Source organism: Pelagibacterium luteolum (assembly GCF_900100665.1).
Taxonomy (GTDB): domain Bacteria; phylum Pseudomonadota; class Alphaproteobacteria; order Rhizobiales; family Devosiaceae; genus Pelagibacterium; species Pelagibacterium luteolum.
In genome coordinates, this window is the sequence record NZ_FNCS01000017.1 from 44,600 (window position 1) to 62,662 (window position 18,063).

Below are 18,063 nucleotides of genomic sequence, written 5' to 3' on the forward strand. Positions count from 1 at the left end.
CCTTGACGCTCCCTGCCGGCGGCCGCTTCCACCAGCATTGGCCGGGTAGTTGCCATGCCCGATCCAGCAACCCTCACAGCGTTCATTGCGGCAGCGTTCATTCTCAGCGTGACGCCCGGGCCTGATATGGCTCTTCTGATCAGCCGGGGCATCGGGCATGGCTGGAAGTCGGCGTGGTTCACCGCCCTCGGCTTCACGCTCGCCGGTCTCATCCAGATCCCGCTTCTGGCGCTTGGGATTGCCTCGGTCTTCGCTTCCTCGCCGCTGGCGTTCGATCTCTTGCGATACGCAGGCGCCGCCTACCTGATCTGGCGGGGCATCAAGCTGATCTGGAGTGCGGCCGGGTACAGCCCGACAGGGGGTGCGGCCGGCGCGCCCCACTACCTTGTCGCGCTCAACGACGGCTTAATGGCGAGCCTGACGCATCCGAAGGTGCTTGTCTTTTTGCTCGCCTTCCTGCCGCAGTTCGTGAAGCCCGAGCAGGGCTCGGTGATGCTTCAATTCGCGATGCTCGGCCTGACCCTGAAACTCGTGGCGCTGGCGGTCGAGACGACGATCGCCCTCTCCGCCGGTGCTCTCGGCCGTTCTCTCGCACGCTGGCCGCGTTTCACCCTGTGGCAGGAGCGGGTGACGGGCGCGATCCTGATCGGACTTGGCATGCGTCTTCTGACGATGGATGCGCGCGCCCGATAAGCGAGGCGGGAATCCGTCCCGACCACATCGGCGGTCATGTCCGGTCAGTTCTTCGATCCGCCTGTCGAACGACGCACTGCCAATCCCGCCACCAGCAGCATGAAGCTTGCCCCGAGCGGAATGGCATTACCCCAGACGGCGAACAGCGTCGGCTCGGACGCGGTCGGGAGATAGGTGTCCAGACGTGCCGCGCGACCGGCCGGCAGGCCGGCGGCGATGCTGCCATCGGAGCGGATGACAGCCGTGTGTCCTGTCGGCGTCGCGCGGATGACCGGCAGGCCCTCCTCGATCGCGCGCAGCCTGGCCTGCGCAAGATGTTGCTCAGGGCCGCCCCATCCAAACCATGCATCGTTGGACGGATTGAACAGGAAGGCGGGCCGATCCGCGCTGTCGACCACGCTCGCGGGAAACACGACCTCGTAGCAGATCGCCACGCCGACCTTCAGCCCTTCTAACTCCACCGTGGCCGGACCCGGGCCAGCAACGAAATCGGCGGCCCCCGGAACCAGCCGCGCAGCGCCGAACCGCTCGAGGACCGCGGCGAAGGGCAAATACTCCCCGAACGGCACGAGGTGAGCCTTGTCATATCGCGCCAGAATGCTTCCCGCAGCGTCCAGAACGAACACGCTGTTCGTATGCTGAAAGTCCGGTGCGTCTCCCACCGCGCCCGTGAACAGCAGATCGTCAGGACCCAGTCCGGCGACCGCCGCACGCTGCAAAGCCGGATTGGCATCGAGCGGAAGCAGAATTGCTGTTTCCGGCCAGAAGACGAGGCGCGGCCCGGCGACATCTTCATCGCGCGTCAGAGCGATGTATCTCCCAAGCTGACGCTCGGCCTCCCCGGGAAGCCATTTTTCCGATTGATCGATGTTCGCCTGAACGAGACTGATCCGAACCTGCGTGTCGAGTGGTGCGGCAGTCTGGGTCGCTGACACGAGAATAGCGCTGCCGAGAAGGCTTGCGAACAGTGGGGCCAGTCCATCTCGGCGTGCTGCCGCAGCCGCCATGCCCACGACGAGCATAGTAAGGCCGGAAAGACCAAAGGCGCCAATCACCGACGCGGTCTGCGCGACTTCGGGGACAGGTATCCAGATGGCAGCAAGCGGGTTCCATGGAAAGCCCGTCAGCAGCCATCCTCGCAGCCATTCGGCCATCACGAAGAGGGCGGCGGCGTGAATCGCAAAGATGGCAGGCGGTGCGGAGCGTGTAAGTGCGTGGGCAAGGCCGAGGCTAACTGCCCAGTAAAGCGCGGTGTAGGCCGCAAGGGCCGCGACGGCCGCCCAACCGAGCCAGTAGGGCATCGCGCTCTGGAAGCTGAAGGCGTGCGCGAGCCATGGAAAGGTTGCCAGCCCGAGCCCAAGGCCAAACCACCACCCCATTTGGCCTACCGGCCGCCACGACGGCGCACGGCCGGCAGACTTCACAAGCATGACCAGACCCACAATCGCCGCTGGCCAGAAGTCGAATGGCGCGAAGCCTGCTGCGCACAGGATGCCCAGCCCGAAATATGCCAGGCGGGACCGCCAGGAGAAGCGCAGAGCGCCTGCGCGCGAACGAGGCGCTGTCTGGTGACAGACTGCGGGCTGTGATGCTGAACGGTCATCCATACGCGCCCGTTCGGCCGGCTAGGACGAATCGACATTCAACGGAGCCATAGGCAGATTGCTGCGATGTGGACGAAGGCGAGGAAGTATTCTGCGCGGCGGTCGTATCGTGTTGCGAAGCGACGGAAGTGCTTGAGCCTGTTGAAGCAGCGTTCGATGCGGTTGCGCAGCCTGTAGATGACCGTGTCGTGCGGGATCGGGACCTTACGGGAGCGCGTGGAGGGTATGACCGCTTCGGCGTTCATGCCGGCGATGGTCTGACGCAAGGCGTTGTTGTCATAGGCCCTGTCGGCCAGCACGGCCTCGGCCCGGAAGCCTTCGAGCAGGGCTTTTGCTGTCAAGTTGTCGTGTCGCTGGCCTGCGGTGAGCATGAACCGCAGCGGCCGGCCGAGCGTGTCGCACAGCATGTGGACCTTGGTGGTCAATCCGCCTCGGGAACGCCCCAACGCCTGAGTTTTGGCCCCCCTTTTCCGGCGGCCGCCTGTTGGTGGACGCGCACCAGGGTGGTGTCGAGCATCAGGTACTTGTTGTCGCGATCCTTGATCAGTTCGGCGAAGACCTTCTCCCACACGCCGGCCTTGGCCCATCGCGTGAAGCGGGCATGCACACTCTTCCATTTGCCGTAGCGTTCCGGCAGGTGCTGCCAGAAGGCGCCCGAGCGCAGAACCCACAAAACCCCGTTCACGAACAAGCGGTTGTCGGCGGCGCTGCGCCCCGGATCGCCGACTTTGCCCGGCAGCAGAGGAGCAATGCGGCTCCACTGTGCCTCGCTCAGTTCATAACGCTTCACGCCCATCAAGCCGCTCCGAATCACAAAATCCGCGACGGATTGATTCAGAACTCAAAGCCAAACGGAATCCTGAATGTGGATTGGTCCTAGCTTAAGGCGAGCTTAGCGCATTTAAGACGCGCCGCCTGGCTTGCTGTAGTCGTCGTAACCCCTTGTCGAAACGCCGCGGATCACGATCCCGAGCGCCCGGAGCGTCGCGTCCTCATGAAAGGAATCCACGCAAACACCGACCTGATCAATAACAAGGTCGTAAGGAACCCCATCAAGGCGGCGTGACGCCGCGCCGCGCGAACGTCCACGCGTGTTTGCACGATGCCGGCCATGCGCCATCGTGGCAGCCGGCAGGCAACGGTGAGTTCGATCAGTCTTTCAGGCGGCCGGCTGCATACGTGTCTTCGCCGCCTTGATGTCGCGGGCGGGTGGCGAACTGAACAATCGACCATACTCCCGGGTGAACTGCGAGACGCTCTCATACCCGACGGAGTATGCGGCGTTGCTGATCATTTCCCCTTCCGCCAGCATCAGGCGACGGGCCTCGATCAGCCTGAGCTGCTTCTGGAATTGCAGCGGCGACAGCGAGGTGATCGCCCGGAAATGCTCGTGGAACGACGACACGCTCATCCTCGCGACCCGTGCCAGATCGTCGACCCTTAAAGGTTGGGCGAAGTTTTCGCGAATGAGGGAGACCGCGCGCGTGATGCGCTGCGCGTGGCTGTCGATGACGCCAAGGGCGCGGATCGCGCCGCCATGTCGACCGGAGAGCAGCCAGTAATGCAACTCCCTTGTCAGTGAAGACTGGAGAATGGGCATCGATGCCGGTCGATCGAGCAGTCGCATCAGGCGCAGCGCCGCGTCAGTCACTTCTGTTTCGGTCGGATCGACACGAACCGGCGCGCCCGCGACAAACGGTGAGAACCCCATTTCCATGACGAGGCCCTCGATCAATGCGAGGTCAAGGTCAACGACGAGCGCCAGATAGGGAGTGCCAGTGCTGGCACGAGTGATCTGGCTGACAGTCGGCACATCGGCAGAGATCAGAAGAGACTCGCCTGCGCCGAAGTCGAACGTCCTGCTTCCCATCGTGACGCGCTTGCTGCCTTGAAGCACCAGAGCGACGAGCGGTCGGTTGATCGCGTACTGCAACGCAGTCGGCGCGGTCTCTCGGATGACGGTCAGGCAAGAAATGGGCGTTTGGGCAACGCCGGTGCCATTGGCGTGCCTCTCGCCAAAACGTCGAACGATATCCAGTAAGCCGTGGGTCATGGGCTTTGTTCTAGATCATGAAGTGCGATGCCTCAATGGTGGTCGGAGGAATAGGCAAGAACAAGAGAGCTTCGGGCAACATCGATCGGTTTGATGAGGCAACACTGCGAGCACCATCAGTCCGGACCAGACCGGACATGATGCGTGCACACGGAAACATCCAAGGAGACGATCGATGCCCAACATCCTCATCATTCTTTCAGCAGCGGACACATGGACGCGCGCTGACGGTTCACCTTACGAGAGCGGCGTATGGGCCGAGGAATTCGTCGTGATGGACGAAAAGCTCATCGGCGCCGGGTTCGACGTCGATATCGCAACGCCCGGAGGCGTCGCCCCCACGGTCGACCCGCACAGCATGAACCCCGACGTCGTCGGACAGGAGAATGTCGACCACTTCAACGCCTATTTCGGCAAGGTCGCCGGTCGCTTCGGGAAGCCGCTGGTCCTCGCCGACCTGAGCGCAAGCCAGTATGACGCCATCGTCATTCCTGGTGGGCATGGTCCGGTCGAGGACCTCTACAAGGATGCGGACGTCGGCCGTATTCTAACCGAAGCCGATCGCGCCTCGAAGATCATTGCGCCCGTCTGCCACGGCCAGGGTGCGCTGCTCGCGGCGAAGGACGAGAATGGTAAGTGGCTCTTCGCGGGCCGCAGGATGACGGCCTTCAGCGACGATGAGGAAGTCGAGCTCGGGACGGCGGACAACGCGCCGTGGCTCCTCGCTGACACGCTTCGCAAGTCCGGGGCGAAATACGAGCAGGGTCCCAAGTGGGGCGCCTATGTGGTCGAGGACCGGAACCTTCTTTCCGGGCAGAACCCCGCATCGACGGCGCCACTGGCCGACGCCGTGATCGCGGCCCTCCGCTAGCGGGCGGCATTCCCGGCCGGCGTCATCTCTCCAATAGTGGCGCTGAGGCCGCCCGAAACGCGGTTTTGAAGGCGCAGGCGCCAGCCGCTTCGCCCGAGTGCAAGCTCGACGATCGCAAGACCGAGACCGCTTCCCACCGGGGCCTTGTTGCGGCCCCGGAAGAAGCGCTCGGTCACGCGCGGCAACTCCTCGTCGGGGATGCCGGGACCGTCATCCTCGATGATGATGCGACCTTCTTCGGAACGGGTGGCGGCCCGGCATCTGACGATGCCGCCCGGCGGCGAATGGTTCACCGCATTCTCCATCAGGTTGCGGGCGGCGAGCCGGAACAGCTCCGGTTCGATCGCCAGCTCGATGTCGTCGAGTTCTGGCGATACCTCGACCGTCACGCCCCTCGACGTATCGGCGAGGTCGTCCGCCAGCGCCCCGAGAATGGCACCAACCCGAACGAAGCCGCTGCGCTCGGCCTGATCGAGCGCTTCGACGGCCGACATGTCGAGCAACTGCCGGACCAGCCGCCCGGTCCGGTCGACGCCGACGACGATCTGGCGCAGCGCCTGGTCCCGGATCGCGTGGTCGCCACTTGCGAGCGCCACCTGCGCCTGCGTCTTCAGCCCCGCGAGCGGTGTGCGCAACTCGTGGGCGGCGAAAGCGGTGAAGTTGCGTTCGCGTTCGCGAAGGCCGTCAACGCGTGCGAAGAGGCCGTTCAGCGATTGCAGGACGGGCACGATCTCCTTTGCGGTCTCGACGTCCTCGATCGGGCGAAGGTCCGAGGCGTGCCGCGCTTCCAGGTTCCCGGCGATTTTTCGTAGCGGTTCCAGGCCGCGCCTCACGCTCAGCCAGATCATCAACGCCAGGATCGGGAGGATCAGCATGGCCGGGAGGAGAAGGCCCCGGATGACGTCGTTCACCAGCCCGTCACGTATCCTCAGATTGTCACCGACGAGGACACGAACGCCGAGATCGGCGTTGGTGACGGCGTAAACGCGCCACCGCTCGCCATCAATCACGGTCTCAGAGAATCCGTCAGCGTGCTCGGAGAGTTCCTCGTCGGGTGCACCGTCCGACCTCCCGATAAGCGTGCCTTGCAGCGACCATATCTGGCAGGAGAGCTGGCGGTCGTATTCGGTGTGCGGACGCAGCGGTAGATCAGCGGTGATCGTCTGCGTCGGATCGACCTGGATCTCCTGGCTGACGATCAGCGAAGAGACCATGCGGCCCGCTTCCATCAGGCGCGCGTCCAGAACTCGTTCGACCTCCGCTCGCGTGGACAGAAAGATCCAGACCACGGCCGAGAGCCAGACGAGCCCGGTCGTCAGCGCGAGGATGAGGAATAGCCGTTTCGAGATCGAGGGCATCACGGCTCCTCCCCGAGACGATAGCCGATGCCCCGCACCGTCTGGATCATGCCGGGGCCGAGCTTGCTTCGCAGATGATGGATATGGACCTCGACGGCGTTGCTCTCGACCTCCTCCTGCCAGCCGTAAAGCTTCTCCTCGATCTGGCCTCGCGAAAGGATCTGACCGGGATGGATCATCAGCGCATGCAGGATCGCATACTCGCGCCGAGAAACACGGACAGGTTCGCCCCCAAGCTCGACTTGCTGCGTTGCGGGATCGAGACGCAGGCCACGCCATTCAAGGAGTGAACTCGGTCGGCCCGAGGCGCGCCGCACGAGCGCCCGCAGGCGGGCGGCGACCTCATCGAGATCGAATGGCTTTCCCAGATAGTCGTCCGCACCCGCATCGAGGCCCTGGATGCGGTCGGCAACCCTGTCGCGTGCCGTCAGAAGTAGAACCGGCGTCGTGTCGCGACGCTCGCGCAGGGATTTCAGCACGTCGAGCCCGGACCCGTCGGGAAGCATCAGGTCGAGGACCATCGCGTCGAACTCGTGGTTCTTCAGCACGGCCTCGGCCTCCTCGCAGCTTTCCACGGCATCAGCGTTGAACCCGCCGATCGCGAGGCCCACCCTCAGACCGTCCCGCAAAACGGCGTCATCTTCGACAATCAGAACCCGCATGGACCTCACTCGCAATTCGACGAAGCGATTGTACCGAAGGCTTAAGGCAGCCTTAAGGAAAGGGACCGATCCGCGAATCGATATCGACTATTTTCCTGGGGGCTTGCTTGCCGACTTTCCGTTCAACCTTCGCCGCGTCAGTCGCGGCCGTATCCGCGCTGGCTCTTTCGGCCTGCTCGACAACCGGGTCCGAACAGAGCGCGATGGCCCCGTCTCCGCAGGTCGGCGCCGCGTCGACCCTGCCATCCTCGCTCAACGCCTTCCGCCCTGTGACGGAGTCACCCGAGACCATGTACGCACCGGCGCGGGATGGGAACTTCGCGATCGCCGGTGTCGATGCGGCCGGGATGAACCCTGACCATGTGCGCCAGGTCGTCGACTACCCAACACGCGAGGCGCCCGGAACGATCGTCGTCGATCAGACCTCGCGATACCTCTATTTCGTCCTACCCCGCGGAAAGGCGATCCGCTATGCGGTCGGCGTCGGGCCGATCGCGCGCGCTTTTCCCGGCGGTGAAGCGGAAATCGCCCGTAAGGCAGCATGGCCGCGCTGGATTCCAACGCCCAGCATGATCGAGCGCAGTCCCGGCCAATATGCTCGCTATGCCGACGGCGTTGACGGAGGCCCCGGCAATCCGATGGGCGCGCGAGCACTCTACATGCATCAGAACGGCGTCGACACCTACTACCGCGTCCACGGCACGAACGATCCGTCGTCCATCGGGCGATCCGTCTCGGCCGGCTGCATCCGCCTCCTGAATCAGGATATCATCGACCTTCACGACCGCGTTCAGCCCGGAGCGAAGATGGTGGTCCTGTAACGCGACGCTATGCCAACACAAACCTATCCATGACCGACCAGCCCCTTGCCCGACACAACATCCTCGTTCTCACCACGGCCCAGGCGCTGGGCGCGGCGAGCCCGCCCATCATCATCTCTCTGGGAGGGCTGGTCGGCCAACAGCTTTCTTCCGATCCGGCGCTGATCACCCTCCCGGTCAGCCTGTTCAATCTCGGCCTCGCCATGGGCACGCTGCCGGCAGCCTATGTGATGCGCCGCTTCGGCCGTCGCAGCGGCTATCTGCTCGGCGCCGGCTTCGGCATCACGGCGGGGCTCGTCGCTGCGCTCGGCATCTTCACGGCCTCGTTCCTTGTCTTCTGCCTCGGCACCTTCACGGCCGGCTTCTATGCCGCCTATGTGCAGAGCTACCGGTTCGCCGCGACTGACGCGGCCGAAGGCGCGCTCAAGGCCAAGGCCATCTCCTGGGTGATGATCGGCGGTCTCGTCGCGGCGATCATCGGGCCACAACTTGTCATCTGGACCCGCGACGCCTTTCCCGGCACACCCTATGCCGGCAGCTTCCTCTCCCAGGCCGCGCTCGCCCTGATGGCGATTCCGGTCCTGATGCTTCTGCGGGCACCCAAGGCCGCGAGGCAAGCCGAGGGGACGCGCGACACGGGCCGGCCGCTGATGCAGATACTCACGATGCCGCGCTACATGCTGGCGGTCGCGGCTGGCGTCGTCTCCTACGGGCTTATGGTGTTCGTGATGACGGCCGCCCCGATCGCTATGGTCGGCCATGGCCATTCGATCGATCACGCCGCTCTCGGCATCCAGTGGCATGTGCTGGCCATGTTCGCGCCGAGCTTCGTCACCGGCCACCTCATGGCGCGCTTCGGCAAGGAGCGCGTGACGGCGGTGGGTCTGTTCCTGATCGGCGTATCGGCCGCAGTTGCGCTCGCGGGGCTCGAACTTGCCCATTTCTGGGTGTCGCTGATCCTGCTCGGCCTCGGCTGGAACTTCGGTTTCATCGGCGCGACGGCGATGATCACGGATTGCCATACGCCGCAAGAGCGCGGCAAAGCGCAGGGTGCCAACGATTTCCTCGTCTTCGGCACCGTGGCTGCCGCCTCGTTCTTCTCCGGGACGCTCCTCCACGCCTCCGGCTGGCAGACCATCAACTGGCTGATCTTCCCTGCCGTCGCGCTGATCCTCGTCCCGCTGGTGTGGCAGGCTGCAAACACCGGCAGGGCGAGCGTCTCTTCCCCTTAAGGCTGCCTTAAGGCTGGAAGCTTCGTCTCCGCGTCGGAAAATCGGGGAGAAGACGTGAATCCAGCCAGATCGATCGGTCGCCGCCGCCTGTTGCAGGCATTCGCGCAATCCGCCGCCCTGGTGGGCGTGACTGCGCTCGCGGGCTGTCAAACCGACGTTCTGAGTAGCGTCAACGCCAAGGCGAACGCGCCCCTCCCGCGCCGTCTGCGTACCCGGATGGCCGCGCTGAACATGGACCGGGAAGCTCCGATCCTGATGCGCGTGTTCAAGGTCGAATGCGAACTCGAAGTCTGGAAGCAGGACCGGGCCGGCAAATACGCGCTCCTCAAAACCTATCCCGTCTGCAAATGGTCCGGCGATCTCGGGCCGAAGATCGTGGAAGGCGACCGTCAGACGCCGGAAGGCTTCTACGACATCACCCCGGCACAGATGAACCCGAACTCGGAATTCTTCCTTTCCTTCAATCTCGGCTTTCCCAACGCATTCGACCGCGCCCATGGGCGCACCGGGACGCATCTCATGGTGCATGGCGACTGCTCGTCGAGCGGCTGCTATGCGATGACCGACGCGCAAATCCTCGAAATCTACGCGCTTGCCCGCGAAGCCTTCGCCGCCGGGCAGCGGTCGTTTCAGGTGCAAGCCTACCCGTTTCGAATGACGCCGGACAATCTGGCCCGGCGCCGCGACAATCCGCATCTGGCGTATTGGCAGATGTTGAAAGAGGGGAACGATCATTTCGAGGTGACGCGCCTGGAGCCGCGCGTTGGCGTCTGCGAGGGGCGCTACGTTTTCAATGTCGTATCGCCTTCGAGTGGCCCGGCCGCCATGAACGCCGGTGTGCAGGAGAGTTGCGTGGACGGCGGTTTGACGGTCAACAGCGCGCGCGCCATTGATGAGAAGCGGCGCAAGGACGATCGACGCTTCAACGAGCTCGTCGCGCAAGGCGTGGAGACGGCCCCGGTCAGGAGCGGCCGCGACGGCAGCATGCATCCGTCATTCGTTGCGAAGCTGCGTCCTCGGGAAATCACAGACGAGCACGGCAACCTGAAGCTCGTGGTCGAAAGGGGCGACGCCGGCTGATCGCCATCCGGTGCGCGCCGAGCGTCCATCGGTCTTGAAGGCAAGGCGGCGGGACGCTATTCGAGCCTATTACATTTGCAAAATAACGATTGCAAAATATCGCAATCGAACTTATCTGTTCGATACGTGGATGGCTGGCCTATCCGAAACCATCAGAGGACACCGCAATGCCCCAACAGCCTGAAGTGACCGGCTTCTTCGACAAGCGCACATGGTCCATCCAGTATGTCGTCGCCGATCCCGAGACGAAGAAATGCGCCATCGTCGATCCGGTGCTCGACTATGACGAAAAGTCGGGTGCGACCGCGACGATTCATGCAGACAACATCCTGAAGTTCGTCGTCGACAAGGGCTACGAGGTCGAATGGATTCTCGATACGCATCCGCATGCCGACCATTTCTCGGCCGCCGCCTACCTGAAGGAAAAGACCGGAGCGCCGACGGCGATCGGCGAGAAGGTGACGGACGTCCAGAAGCTGTGGAAGGGCTTTTACAACTGGCCCGACTTTCCCGCCGACGGCTCGCAATGGGACAAGCTGTTCGCTGATGGCGAGACCTTCAGTGTCGGCAACATTCCGGCCAGGGTGATGCTCTCGCCGGGCCATACGCTCGCCTCCATCACCTATGTGATCGGCGATGCGGCCTTCGTTCACGACACGCTGTTCATGCCCGATTCCGGCACCGCGCGCGCCGACTTCCCCGGCGGCAGCGCTCGTGTGCTTTGGAGTTCCATTCAAGACATCCTGTCGCTTCCTGACGAGACGCGCGTCTTCACCGGCCACGACTACCAACCGGGCGGGCGTGAGCCGAAGTGGGAATCCACCGTCGCCGAGCAGAAGGCGAAGAACACCCACATGTCGGTCCACAAGACCGAGGCGGAGTTCGTCGCGGCCCGCGAGGCGCGCGACCGGACGCTCGCCATGCCCAAGCTGATCCTGCATGCGCTTCAGGTCAACACGAATGCCGGACGCCTTCCCGAACCGGAAACGAACGGCCGCCGCTACATCAAGATCCCGCTCAACCTCCTCGAGGGAGCCGCATGGGACTGACCATGGAAACGATGACGCTCTCACCCGAAACCGCGGACATGAAGGCGAAGGTCGACGAGGCGTCGGCCTTCCTCAAGAAGCTGTCCAACCCGGACCGGCTGCTCATCGCCTGCACCCTCGTGGAAGGCGAGCGGTCGGTCCGCGAGCTGGAGGATGCTTTGGGTATCCGCCAGCCCGGCCTTTCCCAGCAAATCGCCGAGCTTCGCGACGCTGGACTGATCGTGGGCCGGAAAGAAGGCAAGCAGGTCTTCTACCGGCTCGCCGATCCCCGCGTCGAAACCTTCATGCACACCATGCACGCGCTGTTCTGCAAACCGCAGGACTCAACATCGGGAGAATGACCGTGACCTTCAACGTGGGAACGCCTGACCGCATCGTCCGGGTCATTCTCGGGTTCTTCCTGATAGCTGCGCCCTTCGTCACCGGCTGGGCGCTGTTCGCGAGCCCGACGTGGACCTGGGGCGCGGTTCTCGTCGGCCTCGTCCTCGTCGCGACAGGCGCCATCCGGTTCTGCCCCGCCTACCGCCTCTTCAACCTCAGCACGTCGAAGGAGACGTCGCGATGACCGAGTTCACACCCTTGCTTTCCCTGTTCGGCGGCGCGCTGATCGGCGTCGCGGCCGTCATGCTGATGGCCTTTCAGGGCCGCGTGGCCGGCCTGTCCGGCATCCTGGCCGGCGCCGTGCTGCCGTCCTCGTCCGAACGCGGCTGGCAAGTCGCCTTCCTCATCGGCGCCATCGCGGCGCCGATGCTCCTCGTCTCGCTCATGGGCGTCACGATCCCGTTCGAGAGCAACACGCCTCTGCCCTGGCTGGTTGCTGGCGGGCTGATCGTCGGCATCGGCGTCAATCTCGGTTCAGGCTGCACCTCGGGCCACGGCGTCTGCGGAGTTGCCCGGTTCTCGAACCGCTCGCTGGCCGCCACCGGCGTCTTCATGGTCGCGACCGCCGCAACCGTCTTCGTCATCCGCTACATCTTCGGGGGCTTCTGATGCCCGCGCTCTTTCTCGCTCTTCTGACCGGTCTCGTCTTCGGCACGGGCATCGCACTTTCCGGCATGATCAACCCGGCAAAGGTGCTCAACTTCTTCGACATCGCCGGGACATGGGACCCCTCGCTCGCCTTCGTGATGGGCGGCGCGCTCATCGTGACGGCAATCGGCTACCGCTTCGTCCTGAAGAGCCCGCGGCCGCTGTTCGACCGCCAGTTCCATCTGCCGACGCGCAAAGACATCGACATGCCGCTGCTCGCCGGCTCGGCCGTCTTCGGTATCGGTTGGGGCATCGCCGGCTTTTGCCCGGGCGGCTCCATCCCGGCTCTCGGCATCATGCAGACCGATGCCGCGATCTTCGTCGCGGCCATGATCGCCGGCATCGCCATCACCCGCGCCGCGCGGCAGGCGATGTCGCGCTCGCCCGGTGTTCAAAAGGCCGCGTCGTGACGATGTGGGCGTTCGCAAGGAATACAGGAATGGATATCAAGCAAATCGACGACTGCTTTTCGACCACCGGCCAGATACGACCTGAGCAGGTCGAAGCGTTGGCGGCCGAGGGCTACCGACTCATCGTCTGCAACCGGCCCGACGGCGAGGACGCCGGCCAGCCTGCTTTCGCCGAGATCGCGGAAGCAGCCAGCAAGGCGGGCATTTCGGCCGTCCATATACCGATGACCGGCGCACCGACCGGCGCCCAGGTTGACGCCCTGCGGAACGCCATGGCCGGCGTGGACGGAAAAATCCTCGGCTACTGCCGCTCCGGCGCAAGGTCGCAGAAGATCCACGCCGCACTGAACGACTGAACGCACACAGAACCGAGAGTACCCATGCAGCCCCTGTCGCGATATCTTCCCATTCTGAACTGGGGGCGCGCCTACGACCGGCATATCCTGACAAGCGACCTGCTGGCGGCGGTGATCGTCACGATCATGCTCATCCCGCAGTCGCTGGCCTACGCCATGCTTGCCGGCCTGCCGCCGGAAGTCGGGCTCTACGCCTCGATCCTGCCGCTGGTCGCCTATGCCTTCTTCGGCACCAGCCGCACCCTTGCGGTGGGCCCGGTCGCCGTCGTCTCGCTGATGACGGCCTCGGCGGTCGGCCAGATCGCCGCCGCGGGCAGCGCCGGCTATCTGGTCGCGGCCATCGCGCTCGCGCTGCTTTCGGGCGTCATGCTCGTCGCGATGGGCATCTTCCGGCTCGGCTTCCTGGCCAACTTTCTCTCCCATCCGGTCATATCGGGCTTCATCACCGCATCGGGCATCCTCATCGCCGCCGGCCAGCTCCGCCATATCCTCGGCGTGCCGGGCCATGGCGATACATTGCCGGCGATCGTCATGTCGCTGGCGGGTGAGATCGGCAATGTCAACATCGCTACGCTGGCCATCGGCGCGGGGGTGCTGGCCTTCCTGTTCCTAACGCGCAAGCACCTGAAGCGCCTTCTCGTCGCGTCGCGCGTGCCGGGGCGGCTCGCCGACATGATCGCAAGGGCCGCCCCTATCGCCGCCGTCGCCGTGACCATTGCCGCAGCGGAAGCGCTGGACCTCGGCGCGCGCGGGGTGGCGCTGGTCGGCGCGATCCCGCAGGGACTTCCGGCCTTCGGCGTTCCTGCGCTCTCGCTGGATCTTCTGGCGACGCTCGTCGGGCCGGCCTTCCTGATCTCCATCGTCGGCTTCGTGGAGTCCGTGTCGGTGGCGCAGACGCTCGCCGCCAGACGCCGCCAGCGCATCGACCCCAACCGGGAGCTGATCGGCCTCGGCGCGGCCAACATCGCGGCGGGCCTCTCGTCAGGATATCCCGTCACCGGCGGTTTCGCCCGTTCGGTGGTGAACTTCGACGCGGGCGCGCAGACGCCCGCTGCCGGAATCTTCACCGCCGCCGGCATCGCGCTGGCGGCGCTGTTCCTGACGCCGCTGCTCGCCAGCCTGCCGCAGGCAACACTCGCGGCAACCATCATCGTGGCGGTGCTCTCGCTGGTCGATCTCGGCGCGATCCGGCGCGTTTACGCCTATTCGAAGTCGGACTTCGCCGCCATGGCGGCAACGATCCTCGTGACGCTCGGCTGGGGCGTCGAACTCGGCATTGTCGCCGGCGTGCTGCTATCGCTGCTGCTTCACCTCTACCGCACCAGCATGCCGCACATTGCCGTGGTCGGGCAGGTGCCGGAGACCGAGCACTATCGCAACGTGGAGCGGCACGCGGTGCTGACCAGCCCGGAGGTGCTGTCGATCCGGATCGACGAGAGCCTCTACTTCGCCAATTCGCGCTATCTGGAGGACAGGATTGCCGCGCTCGTTGCCGAACGGACCGAGCTGAAGCACGTGATCCTGATGTGCTCTGCCGTCAATGCGATCGACGCCTCGGCGCTCGAAAGCCTTGAGGAGATCAACCACCGGCTGACCGAAGTCGGCATCGGCCTGCACCTCTCGGAGGTGAAGGGTCCGGTGATGGACCGGCTCAAGGCGACCGACTTCCTGAGACACCTGAACGGTCGTGTATTCCTGAGCCAGCACGAGGCATCATTGTGTCTGCGCCCTCAATAGCGCAGCGTACACCTTTCGCTGCAATAACGGGGCGCCACATCGTTGAATCCAACGGCCTGAAACAAGCGGCGTCCTCCACCTGAATTGCAGGCAGACCTCTCGACATTGACTGGCTACCCCGCGCCGGAGCGGCCAGTCGACCTAAGCCGTTGCGAGGTCAACGTTTCGCAACGGTGCGGTTAAACTGAGTTGTAAGAGTAATTGGCGCGCCGCCCCGGTCGAAGATGACAACTATGTCTACGCTATAGCCCTCTAAATTTAGGCACGAGCGAATGGCACCTATGGGGTGGTAAGCGGACTGGCAGCTTGTAGCAATCAACCGCGGTTTCGAGCAGTGCGATGCGGTACTTGCGGCTTAGGTGTATGACCGTCATATTCGGCTTTATAGAAGCCGATCATGCCGCAATTGTATGAAGTAAATCAAACCCAAAATAGATTGATAAGCTTAAGAACGGGTACATTTGGGCTTAGCATTGTTGGGCGTTCCCTACGCATGCATGTCGCTGTATGGTGAAATAGCGAGGGAAGTTATTTACACTGGTCGTCGCTTCCGGTTTTTTTCGTTTCCATTTGAAGACAATACGGTGCTCGGCTGGAGCCTAGTTGTGCATTACGCGTTTTTAGCGATACTGCAGGTCTTGGCTATCATGACATAGCTAGAGGACGTAATCTGGTAGCGCGGCGGAGCGTCATAATATGAATTTGCAGACTTTTGTATTGTTTGTAGCAGCAGTCGTTTCTAACTCTGCCTTGGCCGAAGGATTTGGCTTCAAAGGCGGCGAACCAATTGCTGAACTTCAGATAGTTGGCGAGCCGTCATCGACATATCATTTTGACGTCATACCACCTGAGCCAAATCCCAACTTCGAGGAGTACCTGGTGATCGCATCAGAACGGCTGGGCGTGTGTCGGGTCCTCGGTGTCAGTGCGGAGCTGGGCGAGGATGTACTGAATGTTTTGTTCGCTGAGACGATCGAGAAACTCACGAGACGTTATGGTGCTGTTCCGGAAGACTCCTTTGCACAAAAGGTTTTTTGGGACCCCACCGAGCATTTGACGCTCGTGGAGGTGGTGCGCGTGCGGCACCGCTTACTTGTCAGATACGTTTTTCGTCCAGAAGGCGATTGCCTGGAAACCGCCCAATAAAGCCAAAACTTCCGGCGGGAATATTTGCGCGGCGGCCTCCTAGACCGGCGCCTTTGAGGTCCAAACCTGAGCTTTTTGGCTCGCTGAAAAGGAATTGCGTTTAGCTAGGTAGCGAACGGAGATTCCAGAGCATGTCAATCGAGCGCAGGGGCCACGCGCAAACCTCGTACGGCAGCTTCCAACATGGCTGATGGCAGAGTTAAATGACCACAATGGGGTCGATTGCCGCCAGTTCGCGGCAGCCGATGACTAACACTAGATCGGGGTGGAAAGCGGTCGGGCAGGTTTCCAACCGGCTGGGCCAAGACAGCCTTAGGTGTGGGGCTCTTCATAATGCCCGACTCATCTTGCCTGCATGTCATGGTACCGAAGAGAGTCGATCGGCGCTCCGGCACGCTCATTCAGACTATAGCTCCGCACCACGTGCGCCACCCGCAGCCGGTAGTCGGCGAAGACACCGCCCCGTCCAAGGGCCTGGGCCGCACGATGCTCTTCTGTAGCGCGCCAGCGCTGCGCTGCATCCTCATCCCTGAAGAACGACAGCGACAGGATTTTCTGGGGATCAGAGAGACTCTGAAATCGCTCAACGGAAATGAACCCGTCGATCTGTTCGAGCACCGGGCGTAGCGCCGCCGCAGTGTCGAGGTATCGATCGTGTTGGCCTTCATTGGGAACAACCTCGAAAATGACGGCTATCATCCCGGCTCTCCGTGGGGTGCGGAGACCAGCTTCAGGAATGTCCTGTCCTCGCGCAGCAGAAATTTTTCGGACTTGGCGAATTCGTAGTTCTCGCGGCCGATGGGATCGGCGGCAAGTCGTGCGCGATAGGCTTCGTAGTCGGCCAGGCTCGCCACCTGATAGATGCCATAGGCCAGTGTGCTCGACCCTTCATGGGGAGCGAAGTAGCCGATCAGATCGGCCCCACATCGCGGAATTGCCTGACCCCAGTTTCGGGCATACCGGGCGAAAGCCTCCTTCTTCGTCGGATCGATCTCGTAGCGGATCACGCAGGTCAGCATGGTGTTCTCCTGTTTGTGCTGCGAAACCCCTAGCCGATTGCTCGAGGCGAATGCTTCGATTATGATCGAACCATGAAAGAAGGTCCGGACATCTCACATATTGCCAGCCTGATTGGCGATCCGGCGCGCGCGAACATGCTGACGGCGCTGATGGTCGGCAAAGCCCTGACGGCCAGCGAGCTTGCGCAAGAAGCCGGCATTACGCTTCAGACCGCGAGTTCCCATCTGAGCAAGCTTGAGAAGGGCAACCTGTTGCGCCCGCGCAAACAGGGGCGGCACAAGTATTTCTCACTGGCAAGCGACGAGGTCGCGCATACGCTCGAGGCACTGATGGGACTTGCGGCGAATGCTGGCCACCTGCGCTCCAGGCCCGGCCCTCGGAACGCTGCGCTGAGGGAGGCACGGGTCTGCTACAATCACCTCGCAGGGGAAATGGGGACGCGGCTCTACGAGAGCATGATCACGCGGCAGTTATTGCGGCTGAATGGGGAGGAAGTTGAACTCACGACTGCGGGCGCGGGTTTCGTTCGGGACTTCGGGATCGACCTTGATGCGCTAAAGGCGCAACGATCCGCCTTGTGCCGCCAATGCCTTGACTGGAGCGAGCGGCGCTCGCATCTGGCAGGAAGCCTGGGGCGGGCGATGCTTGTTCGCATCGAAGAACTGGGCTGGGCCAAGCGCGATACGAAAACCCGCATCGTGGCGTTCAGTCCGAATGGTAAAGTGCGCTTTGATGAGTTGGCCGCCCGAGGCTGAAAGGGGTTCGGCGGACAAATTGAAGCCCCATCGCTAGCACCACTACGTGTCTGCTTTTCGGCAAGCGCAGAGAAGGCTGTGATGACCGCAAAGGTGAAGGTTTTCGGGTGCCGGCCATCGCCCGTTCATTCTGCCCATGTCGGGGAAGAGCGGGAAATTCACTATCGTTGGCATCCCTATTTCGAAC

21 protein-coding genes are annotated in these 18,063 nt (G+C 63.1%); 14 read left to right on the forward strand and 7 right to left on the reverse strand.

The window, feature by feature from the left end:
• Window positions 1-54: 54 nt before the first annotated feature.
• Window positions 55-693, forward strand: coding sequence for a LysE family translocator (locus BLR31_RS17770; protein ID WP_090598463.1), 639 nt, complete (start codon window positions 55-57; stop codon window positions 691-693).
• Window positions 694-737: 44 nt separating this feature from the next.
• Here the strand turns inward: BLR31_RS17770 and lnt are convergent, their stop codons facing one another.
• From lnt to BLR31_RS17790, 3 genes are all read right to left on the reverse strand, one after another.
• A complete protein-coding gene (gene lnt, locus BLR31_RS17775) occupies window positions 738-2,300 on the reverse strand; it encodes an apolipoprotein N-acyltransferase (protein ID WP_090598464.1) in 1,563 nt (520 codons plus the stop codon).
• A gap of 35 nt (window positions 2,301-2,335) precedes the next feature.
• A protein-coding gene (locus BLR31_RS17780; protein WP_425287269.1) for an IS5 family transposase occupies window positions 2,336-3,093 on the reverse strand; the annotation gives its coding sequence in 2 pieces (ribosomal slippage) (window positions 2,336-2,757 and window positions 2,757-3,093; 759 coding nt in all).
• Window positions 3,094-3,456: 363 nt separating this feature from the next.
• Window positions 3,457-4,350 carry an AraC family transcriptional regulator gene (locus BLR31_RS17790; protein ID WP_090598466.1) on the reverse strand — a complete coding sequence of 298 codons (894 nt, stop codon included), beginning with the start codon at window positions 4,348-4,350 and terminating at the stop codon, window positions 3,457-3,459.
• A 175-nt stretch (window positions 4,351-4,525) separates the two neighbouring features.
• On the opposite strand from BLR31_RS17790, the gene BLR31_RS17795 reads away from it, so the two are divergent.
• The gene (locus BLR31_RS17795; RefSeq protein ID WP_090598467.1) at window positions 4,526-5,221 is read left to right on the forward strand and encodes a type 1 glutamine amidotransferase domain-containing protein; all 696 of its coding nucleotides are present in this window, start codon (window positions 4,526-4,528) and stop codon (window positions 5,219-5,221) included.
• On the opposite strand, the gene BLR31_RS17800 is transcribed toward BLR31_RS17795, so the two are convergent.
• A complete protein-coding gene (locus tag BLR31_RS17800) occupies window positions 5,218-6,579 on the reverse strand; it encodes an ATP-binding protein (protein ID WP_090598469.1) in 1,362 nt (453 codons plus the stop codon). The two genes, BLR31_RS17795 and BLR31_RS17800, sit on opposite strands and share 4 nt — an antisense overlap.
• On the reverse strand, window positions 6,579-7,241 hold the full coding sequence (locus BLR31_RS17805) for a response regulator (RefSeq protein WP_090598471.1): 663 nt from the start codon (window positions 7,239-7,241) through the stop codon (window positions 6,579-6,581). Before BLR31_RS17805 ends, BLR31_RS17800 begins: the two co-directional genes overlap by 1 nt.
• A gap of 203 nt (window positions 7,242-7,444) precedes the next feature.
• On the opposite strand from BLR31_RS17805, the gene BLR31_RS17810 reads away from it, so the two are divergent.
• The 11 genes from BLR31_RS17810 (at window position 7,445) to BLR31_RS17860 (ending at window position 16,101) form a co-directional block, all read left to right on the forward strand.
• Window positions 7,445-8,062: a L,D-transpeptidase gene (locus tag BLR31_RS17810; RefSeq protein WP_090598509.1), complete on the forward strand. Its 618-nt coding sequence runs from the start codon at window positions 7,445-7,447 to the stop codon at window positions 8,060-8,062.
• Between the two features lie 29 nt (window positions 8,063-8,091).
• A complete protein-coding gene (locus tag BLR31_RS17815) occupies window positions 8,092-9,294 on the forward strand; it encodes an MFS transporter (protein ID WP_090598473.1) in 1,203 nt (400 codons plus the stop codon).
• 54 nt (window positions 9,295-9,348) lie between these two features.
• Complete coding sequence (locus tag BLR31_RS17820) at window positions 9,349-10,374, forward strand: L,D-transpeptidase family protein (protein WP_090598475.1); 1,026 nt, start codon at window positions 9,349-9,351, stop codon at window positions 10,372-10,374.
• Window positions 10,375-10,541: 167 nt separating this feature from the next.
• Entirely contained in the window at window positions 10,542-11,423 is an 882-nt protein-coding gene (locus BLR31_RS17825) for an MBL fold metallo-hydrolase (RefSeq protein WP_090598512.1), read from the forward strand.
• A gap of 2 nt (window positions 11,424-11,425) precedes the next feature.
• The gene (locus BLR31_RS17830) at window positions 11,426-11,764 is read left to right on the forward strand and encodes an ArsR/SmtB family transcription factor (protein WP_244505128.1); all 339 of its coding nucleotides are present in this window, start codon (window positions 11,426-11,428) and stop codon (window positions 11,762-11,764) included.
• Window positions 11,765-11,766: 2 nt separating this feature from the next.
• Complete coding sequence (locus BLR31_RS17835; protein WP_090598516.1) at window positions 11,767-11,988, forward strand: YgaP family membrane protein; 222 nt, start codon at window positions 11,767-11,769, stop codon at window positions 11,986-11,988.
• Window positions 11,985-12,413, forward strand: coding sequence for a YeeE/YedE family protein (locus BLR31_RS17840; protein WP_090598478.1), 429 nt, complete (start codon window positions 11,985-11,987; stop codon window positions 12,411-12,413). Before BLR31_RS17835 ends, BLR31_RS17840 begins: the two co-directional genes overlap by 4 nt.
• On the forward strand, window positions 12,413-12,862 hold the full coding sequence (locus BLR31_RS17845) for a YeeE/YedE family protein (protein ID WP_090598480.1): 450 nt from the start codon (window positions 12,413-12,415) through the stop codon (window positions 12,860-12,862). Before BLR31_RS17840 ends, BLR31_RS17845 begins: the two co-directional genes overlap by 1 nt.
• A gap of 29 nt (window positions 12,863-12,891) precedes the next feature.
• The gene (locus tag BLR31_RS17850; RefSeq protein ID WP_090598482.1) at window positions 12,892-13,218 is read left to right on the forward strand and encodes a protein tyrosine phosphatase family protein; all 327 of its coding nucleotides are present in this window, start codon (window positions 12,892-12,894) and stop codon (window positions 13,216-13,218) included.
• A gap of 24 nt (window positions 13,219-13,242) precedes the next feature.
• Window positions 13,243-14,955, forward strand: coding sequence for a SulP family inorganic anion transporter (locus BLR31_RS17855; RefSeq protein WP_090598485.1), 1,713 nt, complete (start codon window positions 13,243-13,245; stop codon window positions 14,953-14,955).
• 696 nt (window positions 14,956-15,651) lie between these two features.
• Entirely contained in the window at window positions 15,652-16,101 is a 450-nt protein-coding gene (locus BLR31_RS17860; RefSeq protein WP_090598487.1) for a hypothetical protein, read from the forward strand.
• Window positions 16,102-16,443: 342 nt separating this feature from the next.
• Here the strand turns inward: BLR31_RS17860 and BLR31_RS17865 are convergent, their stop codons facing one another.
• Both BLR31_RS17865 and BLR31_RS17870 read right to left on the reverse strand, forming a co-directional pair.
• Window positions 16,444-16,800, reverse strand: coding sequence for an antibiotic biosynthesis monooxygenase family protein (locus BLR31_RS17865; RefSeq protein ID WP_090598490.1), 357 nt, complete (start codon window positions 16,798-16,800; stop codon window positions 16,444-16,446).
• Window positions 16,797-17,120 carry an NIPSNAP family protein gene (locus BLR31_RS17870; RefSeq protein WP_090598491.1) on the reverse strand — a complete coding sequence of 108 codons (324 nt, stop codon included), beginning with the start codon at window positions 17,118-17,120 and terminating at the stop codon, window positions 16,797-16,799. Before BLR31_RS17870 ends, BLR31_RS17865 begins: the two co-directional genes overlap by 4 nt.
• 72 nt (window positions 17,121-17,192) lie before the next feature.
• Between BLR31_RS17870 and BLR31_RS17875 the strand changes: the two genes are divergently transcribed.
• A complete protein-coding gene (locus BLR31_RS17875) occupies window positions 17,193-17,876 on the forward strand; it encodes an ArsR/SmtB family transcription factor (RefSeq protein WP_090598493.1) in 684 nt (227 codons plus the stop codon).
• Window positions 17,877-18,063: the final 187 nt, after the last annotated feature.

Coding starts and splice junctions, on each gene's coding strand:
- BLR31_RS17815 (WP_090598473.1), top strand. CDS start 8,092: ATGACCGACCAGCCCCTTGCCCGACACAACATCCTCGTTCTCACCACG.
- BLR31_RS17810 (WP_090598509.1), top strand. CDS start 7,445: ATGGCCCCGTCTCCGCAGGTCGGCGCCGCGTCGACCCTGCCATCCTCG.
- BLR31_RS17860 (WP_090598487.1), top strand. CDS start 15,652: ATGAATTTGCAGACTTTTGTATTGTTTGTAGCAGCAGTCGTTTCTAAC.
- BLR31_RS17845 (WP_090598480.1), top strand. CDS start 12,413: ATGCCCGCGCTCTTTCTCGCTCTTCTGACCGGTCTCGTCTTCGGCACG.
- BLR31_RS17855 (WP_090598485.1), top strand. CDS start 13,243: ATGCAGCCCCTGTCGCGATATCTTCCCATTCTGAACTGGGGGCGCGCC.
- BLR31_RS17850 (WP_090598482.1), top strand. CDS start 12,892: ATGGATATCAAGCAAATCGACGACTGCTTTTCGACCACCGGCCAGATA.
- BLR31_RS17825 (WP_090598512.1), top strand. CDS start 10,542: ATGCCCCAACAGCCTGAAGTGACCGGCTTCTTCGACAAGCGCACATGG.
- BLR31_RS17805 (WP_090598471.1), bottom strand. CDS start 7,241: ATGCGGGTTCTGATTGTCGAAGATGACGCCGTTTTGCGGGACGGTCTG.
- BLR31_RS17870 (WP_090598491.1), bottom strand. CDS start 17,120: ATGCTGACCTGCGTGATCCGCTACGAGATCGATCCGACGAAGAAGGAG.
- BLR31_RS17875 (WP_090598493.1), top strand. CDS start 17,193: ATGAAAGAAGGTCCGGACATCTCACATATTGCCAGCCTGATTGGCGAT.
- BLR31_RS17795 (WP_090598467.1), top strand. CDS start 4,526: ATGCCCAACATCCTCATCATTCTTTCAGCAGCGGACACATGGACGCGC.
- BLR31_RS17840 (WP_090598478.1), top strand. CDS start 11,985: ATGACCGAGTTCACACCCTTGCTTTCCCTGTTCGGCGGCGCGCTGATC.
- BLR31_RS17790 (WP_090598466.1), bottom strand. CDS start 4,350: ATGACCCACGGCTTACTGGATATCGTTCGACGTTTTGGCGAGAGGCAC.
- BLR31_RS17770 (WP_090598463.1), top strand. CDS start 55: ATGCCCGATCCAGCAACCCTCACAGCGTTCATTGCGGCAGCGTTCATT.
- BLR31_RS17800 (WP_090598469.1), bottom strand. CDS start 6,579: ATGCCCTCGATCTCGAAACGGCTATTCCTCATCCTCGCGCTGACGACC.
- lnt (WP_090598464.1), bottom strand. CDS start 2,300: ATGGATGACCGTTCAGCATCACAGCCCGCAGTCTGTCACCAGACAGCG.
- BLR31_RS17865 (WP_090598490.1), bottom strand. CDS start 16,800: ATGATAGCCGTCATTTTCGAGGTTGTTCCCAATGAAGGCCAACACGAT.
- BLR31_RS17830 (WP_244505128.1), top strand. CDS start 11,426: ATGGAAACGATGACGCTCTCACCCGAAACCGCGGACATGAAGGCGAAG.